We start from the raw sequence: 14,554 nt of genomic DNA on the forward strand, positions 1-14,554 counted from the left end.
ACCCCAGTCGCAGCACTCGCAACCGTTCGGTGCCTATTCAGGCGATTCGAATGCTCGTACCGTCATTTTGGCACAAGACGTCGCGGGCGGTATTCACCCAACGATCGAGGATGCGCTATGAACCGCTTCGGTGGCTGATCGCGTCAAACCAGGCCATGTGGTAATTCGTGAGGTATTCGTGGCCGTCGATCAACGCCTCGATCGCCGCTAAAAGCATCCAATCCCCGACGGCCGCCGGATCGTGATGGGGATATGCGGCCAGCACCGAGTGCTGAATGTCGGCGACGCATTCGCGCAACATTTCGATTTCGCTTTCCAGCACGCCGGTTTTTCGTACCGCGGGCGCGGCGACGGCCTGCGCGATTCGCGGCAGGCCGTCGCGGCGGCGCACCGCTTCAACCAAGGTTGGGCCGAGCTCATCGACTTGCGGCGCCGCCGAGCGAGCCGGACGATCGCCGCTCAGCGCGGGTTCGTCGGAACCCGGCTCTGCGACATAGGTGTTGGCGTGGTGGGCCGCCGCCACGGTGATGGCACCGAGCAGGTCGACGACGTTGGCATCATGGCGCCGCGGGGTCGGCTCGAGCAGGGTTACGTGGGCGGGCACCCGCACGTGTGGCGGCATCCATCCGCCGGCGAGATCGGTGACCAGCGTCGTGGTGCCGTCCTCACGGAGGCCGGCCGCCCATGACAGTCGCGGCTCCTGACGAGCGACCGCATCGACGAGCCGCTGGAGTCGCTGCTGTTCGGCCGCCCGGCCGGATACCGCGCCTGCCGTCGCGCCCGTTGCCGCGGATGCGGCCGATGCGCTGGCCATCGCCGACGAGCCCGCGCCCGCCTGCCCCGCGGCGGCGCCGGAAGCGGTTCGTTCCACGGGCGAGACCAGCGGCCCACCGGCCGACGGGGACGACGCCGGTGACGGTGGTGCTACCGGCGCACCCGAGATCGGACCAGCCGGGGCGGACGGCACCGACGGGGGTGCCACGACGGGTGGACGTAGGTCAGAACCGTAGGCGGGCAACGAACCTGAAGGGATCGACGACCCGCTCACTGACGCTGCCGATGGCGACCACGAACCCCCGGTCATCATTGCCGGCGCTACCGGAGTCGCTCCGCCAGTTGTCATCGGGGCCGGGGCTGCAGCCGGGGGCGCGTCGACGGGAGGCGTTGCCGCAATGAACGCTCCGGCGCTGGGGACGGTCGGCGCAACTGCCGGCATTCCCTGAGAAGTCTGAGGCGGCCCGCCATCGAACGCGTTAAACGTCCCCGTTGCAAATGCTTGTCCCCCAGGGCCTGTCGCCTGGCCAGTCGCGAAGCCGGATGTGAAGGATTGAGCCAGGTTGGGCTGAGGGCCTTGGCCGAGTCCAGCCGGCGACATCGACATGCCGCCGCCTTGAATGCCTGACATCCCTGGCGATACGGTTCCTGCGCCACCCGACAACGGCGCGCCGGTCGGCACACCCGTCGAGGCTCCTGGTGACGGACCCAGGAACTGTGTGCCGTGGCCCTGAAGGCCACCCACTGGCGCCCCTGATGATGGCCCAGCTGTCGCACCGCCACCCGGCGCCTGTACACCATGCCCCTGCAGGCCGCTGACCGCTGACGATGGTCCCGTTGCCCCACCGCCACCCGGCATCTGTACACCATGCCCCTGCAGGCCGCTGACCGCTGACGATGGTCCCGCTGCTCCACCGCCACCGCCACCTGACACCTCAGCACCGTGGCCCCCGGCGCCACCGAGAGCTGCCACCCGAGCCGGCGCGCCGCCTCCCGGCGAAGAACCAACGCGGCCTTGTCCTCCGCCCACGCCTGAACCCCCGGATGCCGCGGCCGACGCACCCCCACCCCGCTCCGTGCCACCCCCAAGCGCTTGCGTACCTGAGCCTCCAGGTTGGGGTGTAGCCGAATTCAAGTCATGCTCACTGATCGGGCTCGGTGGAGGAGGATCGTCGACGTTCAAGCCGTTGGCACGCGCCCAGCTCCGAGCGTCGCCCCCTATACCTTCAACATTGAGGATTTTCTGCGTCGCCGCCGTCATCTTGTCGAGCGCGTCACGACTAGCGTTCCCGGCATCCGCGTTACAGCGCGCCTGTACAGCTTGTATTTCCGCTAACTTTTGCGGAAGCAACTTCTTCGACGCAAGTATTTGATTGATCTCGTTATTACCCGAATTCGCAATCTCTGCCAATCTACTTCGTAGATAGTCAGTGGCGTCGGCGGCAGAATTGAATGCCGATGCCTTTGTTTGATACTTCTCGGCGAGGTCCAGGTGAAACTTCTCGCCCTGCTGGAAGCGGTCTATAAGGTCGTCTGCCGTATGCCCCTGATTCTGCGCCGCGAATAACGTCCACTGGGTGCGCAAGGTCTGCGAATAGAGCTGCTGCTCCGCGCATGCTTCACCCCAATGTTGGGCACCGGCCCGTAGTGCCGTCGACGGCGCTGGCCACCACGGTCCAATTAGCGCAGCCGTCCAGGTGCCCGGCGGAAGGTCAGCCCACACCGCATACCTTTTTCATTGCCGCGTCCTCTGCGTTCACGTCGGCGACAGCATCCTGAAATTCGGAATCGGGGGCGACTCCCTCGCTGCTCTTCGCCGTGTCCGTCAGGTACGCCGTTACTAGCGCCCCGGCGGCACCGCGGTGCTGTTCGTCCAGAGCAGGGTCGTTGGTTGCGTTGTAAAGCAGGATGGCGGAGTTCGTAAGGGCGGTGCGCGCGAACGCCTTATCGCTGCCGTTTGTATCAACTTGGACGGCTCTGGCGGCCAGCTTGTAGGTATCGCAAAGCCGCTGTGACGCCACTGCAGTTTCCGTAGCGGTATGAGTCGGTTCCGTAGGGATGGACGTCGACGAATTCGGATGCGCAGACCGAGTTAGCGCCACGATCAGTGCAGCGACAGCTGTCGCAGTCGTCGCCACAACAGCAATCGCCAGCCACGGGCGTGAGCGCGTCGCGGGCTGCTCAACTGGGTGAGGTGGCCCGTTCCCCGCAGGCCGCTGTGCGGCTGGCCCCTGACCGAAGCCCGAAGGCGCGTCGCCCTCCATCCGTCCCCCTATTCGTCGGCAGCGCGGTAAGTCCCGTTTCCGAGTGCCCGGCACCCTTATCGTTTCAATAGTGAGGCAGGCAACGCGACGACAGCAATTCACTACGAAGTGGACTGTCCTGGCGCTCTACTAACCCCTTTCGGCCCCCGGAGATTTGCTCCGATACTCCAATAGTTGAACAGCTAACTGACTAAGGATCAATCAGCCGGACTGACGCGGAGGTATGGTCACCCGCTCCCGCAGACCCTTTTCATCGAAGCATCCTTGGCGTTGGCATCGTTCAAGGCAGATTGCCATGCTGGATCTTGGCCGCCCGCCAAGCTGGATGTGGCCGCAACGTTGCTGTAGGCCTCAGCTAAAGCGAGCGCGGCGGCACGTTCACTCGGAGCAAGCCCCGGATTGTTATTCACGGCTTCTTGCAACATCACTGCGCCATTGACGGTCGCGATTCCTGCGAACGCCTGGTTAGTGCCATTCGTCTCTATTTGCACTGCGCGCGACGCCAACTTGTAGGCATCACATAACTTCTGATGCGCTGCCGCCGTTTGCTCCGCGGTGTACGAAGGGGGCGTAGAAGTAGTTGCAGAGGTCGTCGACGGGCTTCCCACAGTCCGCGTCAGCGCAACAACCAGAGCCGCTGCACCCAGCAGGACGGCAATCGTGGCCAGGATGATCGCTGACCATGCCCGCGGGCGTGGCGGCGGCTGCATGGGAAACGGTGGTGGCCACTGCATCGGATTCGGCGGCGGGCCCGCGGTTGGCCCCCCCGAAGTTGGAGGCAAATCCTCCGCCATACATCCTCCTCATAGTCGGCATGCCGTGTCGAGATCATCTGTCAAAGGATTGTGTACGCAATCCGCTCCAATAGTCGAGCAACCACAGCTGTCAGGCATCGTCACGGGTGGACCGGGCTGGGCTCACCCGCTCCCACATACCCGTTGCATGCCGGCATCCTTGGCGTTGACATCGCCGATCGTCGACTGCCACAAGGGATCATCACGCTGACGTACCGTCGCAGCCGTGGCTTGGGCATTGCTGTACGCCTCCGCCAGCGCCACCGCCGCAGAACGCTCGCCAACTGGGATCGCAGGGGTTGCACTCAACGCGTGCTCCAGTATTAGTGCGCCATTGACAGTGGCGATGCCCGCCAATGCCTGGTTATCGCCGTTTGTCTCGATTTGCACTGCACGTGCAGCGAGCTTGTAGGCGTCGCACAACTTTTGGTGCGCCGCAGACACTTCGGCGACGCTGTAGGTAGGCGCGCTCGTACTAGGCGCCGAGGTAGACGTTGGCATTCGGGTCGTAGCCACAACTAGCGCAGCGACCGCCACTATCGCCGCGACCACCGCTATAACGAGCGCACCCACAGCGATGGTCGGCCAGAACCGGGAGCGCTGTTGTGGCGGAGGCGGGTAACCCGGTGCCCACTGACCGAAAGAATGGCCCCCAACCGGATTACAGGGCTGCTCTTCCGCCACGAGCCTTCCTCAGCCGTTCAGTGTCGACGGACCCGAACTCGGTCGCACCGCCTTAAGTTCGGCAGCGTTCTGCTCATCCATGTTGGTGAATCCGTTCGCCGCATGATGTGCCTTCGTGCCGACTCCGGTCAGCGTCTCGCTGTGTCCCTGAAGGTTTTTCACGTGCTGCCCGTGTGCGGCGGTCACGGCAGTGTGGAAGCTGTCGGCCGCTTCGAAGTCTCCGAACATCCCGGATGCCAGGGTTCCTCCGGCGAGGTGATCGGCCCCTTCTTGGGCGTGCCCACCCGCGCGGTGCGACTGGTTGCCTCCCGAGTGCAACTGCTCCGTATTGACGAACATCGGCACTCCTTCCAAACATCGACCGTCGCGGTCCCGGTCTGCGACCTCTAGGCCTTTTGACCAGGCTAAACGCCCGCTAGCTAGTGGTCAATTCACCGGGCGACGCCCCGACGAATCCGATCTCTTCTAGAACCCATGCTCGTTGGTGACCGTGCGCGCCGGGCGATCCCATTCCGGGTCGACGGCAATGGGCACATGAATCTCGACATGCGGTAGCGAGATGGTCCCCAACGGGGTGTGGACCTGGCGAGGAATCGCGATCCGCGCCTGGGCTCGGTCGTCGGCGAGCATGCCTTCAGCCGCCAGCCGATCACCATGGCCGGTGACGATTTGAGTCATGTTGTGCAGCGCTTCGCTGCCCATGTCGAAATAGTGCGCGTGGTCGCTGAACCACGGCGTGGGGCTATGCGAGCCGGCGACTTCGGCGCGAAAGCGCACCGCTCCGAAAGCGTCGTGGGCTGGGTCGGCGCCCAGTCCGGCCCAGGGGCCCAGCGGTCCCCCGAGCGCCTCGTTCAGCCCATTCGGAAGTCCAATGCCCGACTCCCCGATCCAGCTGATCGCATCAGTCGATGCCGCACCCACGTACACCCTGCCGCCGTCGAGGTGAAAGTCGGCGGCACTGCGCGCCAAATCGGTTCCCGGGCAACCGGTTAGCACCGCATCGTTGGCACGCATGCCGCTGTGGACGAACGTGTCGGCCACGGTCGTGGACCCGTAGGAATGTCCGAGGACGGTCACATGGCTCGACATCGCCGCGTCATGGGTTGCCGCGAGGCCGTTGACATCGGCGGCCAGCAGCGCACCGGCCTGCCGCGCCCTCCATGGAGTGCCGACCTGTTCCAGCTCGGCTGGGTGGGTGAGTGCCCGTTCCCAATGCGGGTGGTCGAATTCGGGTGCGTCATAACCCATCCACGCCAGAACCGCCGTGGAGTGGTCGGGGTCGGCCTTCATCGACTGCTGGTAGAGGTTGATGGCGTCGTCGGGCCCGTCGGACATCCACCCTCCCCTGACGCTGCTGTTGGTCCCCGGAACCATGACGGCCGTATTCCGGGATTTGTCGGGGTTGCCGATTGCGATGGCCGCCCTGCCCTTGCCGTCGAAGGCCAGCGGGTCGTACGCCCACAGCATAATCGAAGACCCTTCAGCCTTGTTGTCACGCTCGAGGAAGTCGTCAGCCTTCACCGCATTTTGGTATCTGACGATGTCGGTGCCGCGTAATCCGTACTTCCCGGGATTGGTGAACAGATCCGCATTCTGGTTGTTGAGTGCGTTGTTGCGGAGCGCTTGTAGATCTTGCCCGCGCTGACGGGCGATGACTTCGACCGCGTGCAGGTCGTCGTTCATCGCCGCCTGATTCACCGAGTTCCGCACGTCGGCCGGAATGCCGTTGAGGTTGCCCAACTCGGGCGGGTGTTGATCGATCAGGAGCTGTTTTTGGCTGGTACTCAACGAATCCCACCACTGTTTGACCAGTTCCGGGCGTGCGTCCGGCGGTGGAATCAACAGTTCGTCGACACCGCTGATCTCGGCCGCATCAGCGCCGTCTGTTCGCAGACGGCGCAGCGCCGCGCCGAGCGCCGTCGCATATCGGTCACGAATCTGCCCGAGCACGAATACGATCGCCTTCGTCTCGATGACGGCGTCTTCACGAAGATCGTCGACGTCGCAGTGGTCACCGGCAGCAAGGGCTTCGCAGACTTCGTCGTCGATCACGTCGAGGTCGTACTCCAACGCGCCGACGTACCACGCGGCAGTCCGTTGCGCCTCGGTCAGCACCGCGGCGATGTTCTCCAAATCGGTTGCGATCGTGGGCAATTGCTCGGCCTGCAGACCCAGCGTCCGGGTCATCCGCTGCACCTCGGCGGAGTCGTTGATCGGGTGCTCGCCGCTGCGATGGCCCCACGACGCGTCGAACTGATGCCGCGCGGCCTCAAATGCGGCGGCAGCTTCGCTCGTGCTGGCCCCGGCGGCACGGAAGGCTCGCGCTAAATCGGAGATCTGTCCCGGGCGACCGGCCTGCAGGCCGCCGTTGAGCGACCACGGATCACCACCGGCCTCAGCGACGAGAAACGGGATGCTTATGTAGCGTAGTTCCATCGCAGCGGCCGCCGAACGAAATCGCTACGCCAGCAACCTCATAGGGAACTCGCCCCGTCCGCGAGACCGTCACCGTCAGTGTCGGTCAGGCGGACGTTCCATTTGCCGTCGCCGTCGGTGTCGACGTATCCGGTCACGCCGTCGTCGTCAGAGCGCAGCACCCGGTCGGCCAGCCCGTCGCCATCGGTATCGAGTAACCGGTCATCGGAACGCCCGTGACCGTCGAGGTCGACCAGCGGGCCGCCGGTGTGCTCGACACCGTCGAGGCCGAACCAGCGCAATTGGCCGCCGCGATCCATGGCCACGGCCCACGTCCCGGAACCGTCGTCGGTGAAGTAGGCCTCGGGAGTGCCGTCGTTGTCGAGGTCGAGCACGGCGTGATCGACGAGACCATCGCCGTCGAGATCCGCGAGCGCGTCGTCGCGCAGCCCGTCGTGGTCGAAGTCGATCCCGATCGATTCGAAGCGTCCGTCGTGATCCAGGTCGAGGTCGGGTTGTCCGTGCCAGATCGCCGCCGCGCCGTCATCGCCACCGATGCAGTAGTCCACGACTATTCGGACGCGCAGTCGCCGCTAGCCGTTCCCCCGAGATTGCCACCACGCCAATAACTCTGCGGTCGCCTCGTCGGTGTCCAGCGGCCCGCGCTCCAGGCGCAGCTCCTTCAAGAACCGCCAGGCTTCGCCGACCTGCGGCCCCGCCGGGATGCCCAGCAGTTCCATGATTTGGTTGCCGTCCAGGTCGGGGCGCACCCGCGCCAAATCCTCCTGGGCGGCCAGCTCGGCGATCCGGCTCTCGAGCCGGTCATAGCTGGACTGCAGCCGCGCGGCCCGCCGCTTGTTGCGCGTCGTGCAGTCGGCGCGCACCAGTTTGTGCAGCCTAGGTAGCAGCGGACCGGCGTCGGTAACGTATCGGCGCACCGCGGAATCGGTCCACTTCCCCTCGCCGTAGCCGTGGAAGCGCAAATGCAGATACACCAACTGCGAGATGTCCTCGACCATCTGCTTGGAATACTTCAAGGCCCGCAACCGCTTTCGGACCATCTTGGCGCCGACGACCTCGTGGTGATGGAAGCTCACCCCGCCGTTGGCTTCGTGGCGCCTGGTGGCCGGCTTGCCGATGTCGTGCAGCAACGCGGCCCAGCGCAGCACCAAATCCGGGCCGTCGTCTTCGAGGGCGATCGCCTGGCGCAGCACGGTCAGCGAGTGCTGGTAGACGTCCTTGTGCTGGTGGTGTTCGTCGATGGCCATCTGCATGCCGCCGACCTCGGGCAGCACCACCTCGCCCATGCCGGTTTGCACCAGTAGATCGATCCCGGCCGTGGGGTCGTCGCCGAGTACCAGTTTGTCCAACTCGGCGGCCACGCGTTCGGCGCTGATCCGAGCCAGCTGCGGCGCCATCTGTTCGATCGCCTCCCGCACGCGCGGCGCCACGGTGAAGCCGAGCTGTGAGACGAACCGCGCCGCCCGCAGCATCCGCAACGGGTCGTCGCCGAAAGACACCTCGGGCGCGGCGGGGGTGTCCAGCACCCGGCCGCGCAGCGCCGCCAAACCACCGAGGGGATCGAGGAATTCGCCCGGCCCCTCCGGCGTGATGCGCACCGCCATCGCGTTGGCCGTGAAGTCGCGGCGCACCAGATCGTCCTCGAGGCGATCGCCGTAGTGCACCTCGGGATTTCGCGACACCTGGTCGTAGGTGTCGGCGCGAAACGTGGTGATCTCCAGGCGATGGTCGCCCTTGCCGATGCCGACGGTGCCGAATTCGATCCCGGTGTCCCACAGGTTGTCGGCCCATCGCCGCAGGATGTTTTGCACCTGCTCGGGGCGCGCGTCGGTGGTGAAGTCGAGGTCGGGACTCAACCTGCCCAGCAAGGCATCCCGTACCGATCCGCCGACGAGGTAGAGCTCATGGCCTGCGGCGTCGAATGCCGAGCCGAGCTCGGTCAGCATGGGCGCATGCCTATTGAGCGCGACCGCGGCGGCGGTCAGCAGCTCGGCATCCTGGGCGGCGTCAGGCACGTTCGATCAGCCTAGTCGGCTGGGGATGAAATGCCTGTGTGAGGAGCCTCGCACCCGCCGACGGCGTGGCTGGTGCGCGCCGAAGGTGAGTTGACCTGGCGATTCGCGGTAGTAGCGTTACGCACGACAAGGAGGGTGAACGGCGGGACGATGCGGTGCATCTTCGATACATAAGCAAGGGCGCACTGATCATGTTCGCGGGTGGCGACCCGTGGAAGATCAACGGCACATTGCAGAGCGGCCGACCCGCCCAGATCGCCAATCTCGCAAAAGCCTTTCATGACGCGGCCCGGTCCACCGCCGAAGCCGAAGCGGCATTCCGTCAGGCACAGGACCACTTCGAGGCGGCGTGGACACACGAGAACGGCGAGAATCCAATCAACGATGCCGCTGAAGTGCGGCGCGCCAGAACCTCGCTCGGCGTGCAGGCCGCTCAGTTGCCCAAGATCGGGATCGATCTGGAAAACATCGCGGTCGCGCTGGCCGAAGCACAGCGATCGGGAAAGGGTGAGATTTCGACGCTCGAAGGAGCGCTGCAGGGCCTGGACGATCAGATTGGTGAGGCCGTCGAGCTCGAGAAAAATCCACACTTAACCGCCTCGGATAGGAATCTGCTCGACCACTACATCAACGGCCTCGAGCAGCATGCAATTAATGACACCAAGGCGTCCTTAAGCAAGCTCAACGCTATTCGCAATCAGTATTCGCGGCACCTACAGACCTCAATGGGCAATCTACGAACGCAGGACGGATACGAGGCACCGATCCAGGCTGTCGGTGGTGACATCCCGGAGGCGCCCCCACAGAACCCGCAGGATGAGCAACGCCGTCACAATCAGATCGAGGCATTCAAACAGGTCTTCGGCCGGGAACCGACGTCCGCGGCTGACTGGGAGACGGCGGCGGCCCTGGACTCTCAGACCTATGACCCGAAGTTCAAAGGTGCCAAATCGCAGATCGAGGTCGTGAAGATTCGGCCAGTCCCCGGCCAGGGGGTGGTGCGCGTATCGCAATGGATCGAACATCGGGATGTGACCAGTTCCCTCACTGGCAATCGGGACCTTGGTAATAACCGTGGACCCGATCAACATTTTGACCCAGAGGACACCAAGGTAACGACCTACATCGATTATGAAAACGGGATCGTGGTTCTGCGTCAGAATCCCTCTGTCGAGGAGACCCCTACCGGGGCGCCGGGCACGGTCAAGGTCGGCACACCCAAAGGCAGTGTTACTCAACTCTCGGACGGGTCGGTTCGCATCAAATACGACGCGGGCAATCCCTTCGCGCCAGGGTTCACAGCCGATCCGAAGGGTCCGTTGGCCGGGCACACGATCACTGTCAACGGAGACCTTGTGTTCACGCCGGGTCCCGAAGGAGTGCAAGTGAATGGCACGCGCACTAACTATCCATCGTTGGAGGCCTACCAAGACTTGCCTGGTGGCAGCCGCACAATATTGATCGACCCCGCACGATCCGGTAGCTCGGCAGGGCCAGCCTTGAACCTGTTCAGGCACCACGACGTAGGTCCCCTTGGTGGCAGAGCGTTCGCGCCATTCGACACCGGCGGATGGAACCCGAAATACGACGTGCCGACTCCGCTCCCCGCGACCGATTTCGGCCCTGTCACCGATAGCCCTTCGGTGCCTCCTTTGCCCACACGAAGCGCAGTTCCTGCATGACCACGAGAAAATGAAAGCAGCAAAAATGCCGTCTCTCCTTCGAGTTCGCGACTTGGATGCGCGCGCCTGGCGCATGGCTACGTTGTCGGCGCCGTTTGTCATCCAACTAATGTTGGGATCGCTGCTTATCGCGATGTGGCTACTGGGCAAGTGGCCGTTCAACACGCATAGCGCGTACGCCGGCGAGCGCGCATGGATGCTGACCACAACCGTTGTAACGACTTTGGGGTTTTTGCTGATCAGCACCGCGCTGCTGAGGTCGCCTTCGTCGCGCAATCGTGGTCTCGCCCTTAGCATTTCGACTTGTTCCATCATAGTGCTCGCGGGTGGAACGATTTTCGCTTACTTGATCCTGCGCTGAAAGGCAACAGTTGACAAATACATCCGGAGCGAGCATATCCAATGTTCGGTATGGTCCCCTGACTTTTGCGGTCGCTATCGCCCACGTCTTTGTCGTGGAGCTAGTCACCTGGCTGATCTGCCTTCCGATGTGGCCATACGCCATCTTCGTTCTTCCGATAACACTGGCATACGCCGCCATCTGCGCCGTTATTGCGAGGGCACCAGGCAAGTGGGGCCAGGTCGGCCGCGGAATGGTGATTGGCAGCTTGTCCGGCCCGTTGTCGCTCCTGATTTTCATCCCGGCTTTTGTCGTCGCCCAAGCGATAGGCCCGATCTGACGAGACGTATTCCGTCCTGAGCATCCGCGCTCACTCAGCGGCGAGTATGTCCAGGAGAGCATGCCGTGCCAGCTACTATCGCTTGGGTGTCGGACGGCGAACAAGGCAAACCACGTCGGCGCCGGGGACGGCGCCGCGGTCGTGGCGCTGCGGCTTCGCCCGAAAAAAAGACCAACGGTCAAGTAACCGGCGATTCGACAGCCACCAAACCGCGCCGATCCCGCGCGTCCCGGCACGGCCCGGAGCGCCTGCGCACGGTGCACGAGACGTCGGCCGGCGGGTTGGTGATCGACGGGCTCGACGGGCCGCGCGACGCGCAGGTCGCCGCCCTGATCGGGCGCATCGACCGGCGCGGCCGAATGTTGTGGTCACTGCCCAAGGGACACATCGAACTCGGCGAGACTGCCGAACAGACCGCCATTAGAGAAGTAGCCGAGGAGACCGGCATCAAGGGCAGCGTGCTGGCCGCGCTCGGGCGCATCGACTACTGGTTCGTCACCGACGGCCGCCGCGTGCACAAGACCGTGCACCACTATTTAATGCGCTTCTCCGGCGGAGAGCTCTCCGACGAGGACCTCGAAGTCGCCGAGGTCGCCTGGGTGCCCATGCAAGAACTGCCGTCGCGGCTGGCCTACGCCGACGAACGCCGCCTGGCCCGCGTCGCCGACGAACTGATCGACAAGCTGCAAAGCGACGGCCCGGCCGCGCTTCCCCCGCTGCCGCCTAGCGCGCCGCGGCGCCGCCCGCAGACACACTCGCGGACCCGGCATTCGGACAAACCGGCCACGGGTCGGAAGAACGGCCACGGACCGGGGCCGTGACGGCGCCGCTTTTCTGTTGGGCAGGCCTGCTGCGCATCGCGGCCGTGCTCGGCATCGTGGCCGGCCTTGCGGCACTCGCCGGGCCGGTGGTTCCGCCCGCGGCCGCGGGCGAGCCGGGGGTGACGCCGTTCGTCCGGGTTCGCATCGACCAGGTCACCCCGGATGTGGTCACCACGACCAGTCCGCCCGTCGTGACGGTCAGCGGCATGGTGATCAACATCGGCGACCGCCCCGTCCGCGACGTCATGGTCCGCCTCGAACACGCCGGCGCGATCACCACCTCCGCGGGCCTGCGCACCACCCTGGACGGCGACACCGACGGGTACGAGGCCGCCGCCGACTTCCTCACCGTGGCGCCCGAACTGCAGCGCGGGCAAAAGGTCGGCTTCACCCTGTCGGCGCCGCTGCGCGCGCTGACCAAGCCGTCGCTGGGAGTGGAGAAGCCCGGCATCTATCCGCTCCTGGTCAACGCCAACGGCACCCCCGACTACGGCGCTCCCGCCCGGCTGGACAACGCGCGCTTCCTGCTGCCGGCGGTCGGCGTGCCGCCCGACCGCGCCGACGACGTGGGCTCCGCCGTCGCGCCCGACACCTCCAAGCCGGTGGGAATCACCATGTTGTGGCCGCTGGCCGACCGGCCCCGCCTGGCGCCCGGCGTGCCCGGGGGAACCATCCCGATCCGACTGGTCGACGACGACCTGGCCACCTCCCTGGCCACCGGGGGTCGGCTCGACATCCTGCTGTCGGCTGCCGAGGTCGCGACCAGTCACGACGTCGACCCTGACGGCGCCGTCGGCCGCGCGCTGTGTTTGGCGATCGACCCCGACCTGCTAGTCACCGTCAACGCGATGACCGCCGGCTACGTCGTGTCCAATTCGCCCGACGGCCCGGCTCAACTTCCCGGCACCCCGACCCACCCCGGCACGGGGCAGGCCACCGCGTCCGAATGGCTGAACCGCCTGCGCGCGCTCGCGCACCGGACCTGCGTCGCCCCGTTGCCCTACGCGCAAGCCGATCTGGATGCGTTGCAACGCGTCAACGACCCCGGCCTCACCGCCACCGCCACCACCAGCGGCAACAGCATCATCGACAAAATCCTGGACGTCTCCTCCGTCCGTGGCGCCACGCTGGTGCCCGACGCCCCGCTGACCGGCCGCGCGGTCAAACTGCTCAGCGCCAACGAGGGCACGGTCGCGATCGCCGCCGCCGACCTGTCGGCCGCCGACACGCAGGCCTCCGTCGACACCGCGCCCCGGCGGTTGTCCCCCAAAGTGGTGGTCGCGCCCTTCGATCCGGCCGTCGGGGCCGCACTGGCCGGCGCGGGATCCAGCCCCGAAGTGCCCACCTATCTGGACCCGTCCCTGTCGGTCCGGCTGGCGCACGATTCGGTGACCGCGCGCCGCCAGGACGCCTTGGGCTCGATCTTCTGGCACGCGCTCCGGCAGGACGCCGCGCCGCGCACCCAGATCCTGGTCCCGCCGGCCACCTGGAACCTGCAGGCCGACGACGCGCAGGTCATGCTCACCGCGCTGAGCACCACCATCCGCTCCGGGCTGGCGGTGCCGCGCCCACTGCCGGCGGTGGTCGCCGACGCCTCGGCGCCCACCGAACGCCCGGATGAAGCCGGCACCTACGCCTCCGCGCGCGGCCAGTTCAACGACGACGTCACGGCCGCGATCGCCGGGCAGGTCGGGCGGCTGTGGGGGTTGACGTCCGCGCTGATGACCGACGACCGCACCGGGCTGACCGGCGTCCAGTACACCGCGCCGCTACGCGAGGACATGCTGCGCGCGCTGAGCCAGTCCGAACCGCCCGATTCCCGCAACGGCTTGGCGCAGGAGCGCCTGGCCGTGGTCGGAAAGACCATCAACGACCTGTTCGGCGCCGTCACGATCGTCAACCCGGGCGGCTCCTACACGCTGGCGACCGAGCACAGCCCGCTGCCGTTGGCGCTGCACAACGGCCTGACCGTTCCGATCCGGGTGCGGGTGCATGTGGACGCCCCGCCGGGCATGAACGTCACCGATGTCGGGCAGATCGAGCTGCCGCCCGGTTACCTCCCGCTGCGGATTCCGGTCGAAGTCAACTTCACCCAACGGGTCGCCGTCGACGTGACGCTGCGGACGGCGGACGGCCTGCGGCTGGGCGAGCCGGTGCGGCTGTCGGTGCATTCCAACGCCTACGGCAAGATTCTGTTCGCGATCACGCTGTCCGCCGCGGCGGTGCTGGTGCTGCTGGCAGGGCGGCGACTGTGGCATCGTTTCCGCGGCCAGCCCGATCCCGCCGACCTGGATCGCCCCGATCCGCCCCATGGCCGGCACGCCGAATCCGGCGCCACGCACGACGACGCCGACCGCCGGGTCGAACAAGAGCACCGAGTATGAGCCCCGCCTACCGGCAGGCC

General features: G+C 65.7%; 12 protein-coding genes. 4 read left to right on the forward strand and 8 right to left on the reverse strand.

Going from position 1 to position 14,554, the window contains the following annotated elements; translation table 11 throughout:
* Positions 1–115: 115 nt before the first annotated feature.
* The 8 genes from ACZ50Z_RS22285 to ACZ50Z_RS22320 all read right to left on the reverse strand — a co-directional run bounded on the left by ACZ50Z_RS22285 (position 116) and on the right by ACZ50Z_RS22320 (position 8,967).
* Positions 116–2,497 carry a DUF5631 domain-containing protein gene (locus ACZ50Z_RS22285; protein WP_464485503.1) on the reverse strand — a complete coding sequence of 794 codons (2,382 nt, stop codon included), beginning with the start codon at positions 2,495–2,497 and terminating at the stop codon, positions 116–118.
* The gene (locus ACZ50Z_RS22290) at positions 2,487–2,795 is read right to left on the reverse strand and encodes a hypothetical protein (RefSeq protein WP_464485504.1); all 309 of its coding nucleotides are present in this window, start codon (positions 2,793–2,795) and stop codon (positions 2,487–2,489) included. Before ACZ50Z_RS22290 ends, ACZ50Z_RS22285 begins: the two co-directional genes overlap by 11 nt.
* 470 nt (positions 2,796–3,265) lie before the next feature.
* Positions 3,266–3,832 carry a hypothetical protein gene (locus ACZ50Z_RS22295; protein ID WP_464485505.1) on the reverse strand — a complete coding sequence of 189 codons (567 nt, stop codon included), beginning with the start codon at positions 3,830–3,832 and terminating at the stop codon, positions 3,266–3,268.
* Between the two features lie 123 nt (positions 3,833–3,955).
* Positions 3,956–4,276 (reverse strand): hypothetical protein, encoded by a 321-nt coding sequence (locus tag ACZ50Z_RS22300; RefSeq protein WP_464485506.1) that lies wholly within the window; start codon positions 4,274–4,276, stop codon positions 3,956–3,958.
* Positions 4,277–4,525: 249 nt separating this feature from the next.
* A complete protein-coding gene (locus ACZ50Z_RS22305; RefSeq protein WP_464485507.1) occupies positions 4,526–4,855 on the reverse strand; it encodes a DUF2563 family protein in 330 nt (109 codons plus the stop codon).
* 126 nt (positions 4,856–4,981) lie between these two features.
* Positions 4,982–6,952, reverse strand: a complete 1,971-nt coding sequence (locus ACZ50Z_RS22310; protein ID WP_464485508.1) for a putative alpha/beta hydrolase — start codon at positions 6,950–6,952, stop codon at positions 4,982–4,984.
* A gap of 38 nt (positions 6,953–6,990) precedes the next feature.
* Entirely contained in the window at positions 6,991–7,500 is a 510-nt protein-coding gene (locus ACZ50Z_RS22315; RefSeq protein ID WP_464485509.1) for a pullulanase, read from the reverse strand.
* A gap of 24 nt (positions 7,501–7,524) precedes the next feature.
* Positions 7,525–8,967 carry a CCA tRNA nucleotidyltransferase gene (locus ACZ50Z_RS22320; protein ID WP_464485510.1) on the reverse strand — a complete coding sequence of 481 codons (1,443 nt, stop codon included), beginning with the start codon at positions 8,965–8,967 and terminating at the stop codon, positions 7,525–7,527.
* A 155-nt stretch (positions 8,968–9,122) separates the two neighbouring features.
* On the opposite strand from ACZ50Z_RS22320, the gene ACZ50Z_RS22325 reads away from it, so the two are divergent.
* The 4 genes from ACZ50Z_RS22325 (at position 9,123) to ACZ50Z_RS22340 (ending at position 14,534) form a co-directional block, all read left to right on the forward strand.
* Positions 9,123–10,649 carry a putative alpha/beta hydrolase gene (locus tag ACZ50Z_RS22325; RefSeq protein WP_464485511.1) on the forward strand — a complete coding sequence of 509 codons (1,527 nt, stop codon included), beginning with the start codon at positions 9,123–9,125 and terminating at the stop codon, positions 10,647–10,649.
* Positions 10,650–10,758: 109 nt separating this feature from the next.
* Positions 10,759–11,010, forward strand: a complete 252-nt coding sequence (locus tag ACZ50Z_RS22330) for a hypothetical protein (protein ID WP_464486355.1) — start codon at positions 10,759–10,761, stop codon at positions 11,008–11,010.
* A 405-nt stretch (positions 11,011–11,415) separates the two neighbouring features.
* Entirely contained in the window at positions 11,416–12,150 is a 735-nt protein-coding gene (locus ACZ50Z_RS22335) for an NUDIX hydrolase (protein WP_464485512.1), read from the forward strand.
* Positions 12,147–14,534 carry a hypothetical protein gene (locus ACZ50Z_RS22340; protein WP_464485513.1) on the forward strand — a complete coding sequence of 796 codons (2,388 nt, stop codon included), beginning with the start codon at positions 12,147–12,149 and terminating at the stop codon, positions 14,532–14,534. Before ACZ50Z_RS22335 ends, ACZ50Z_RS22340 begins: the two co-directional genes overlap by 4 nt.
* Positions 14,535–14,554 lie beyond the last annotated feature (20 nt).

Source organism: Mycobacterium sp. NTMscope_MAC_269 (assembly GCF_976985695.1).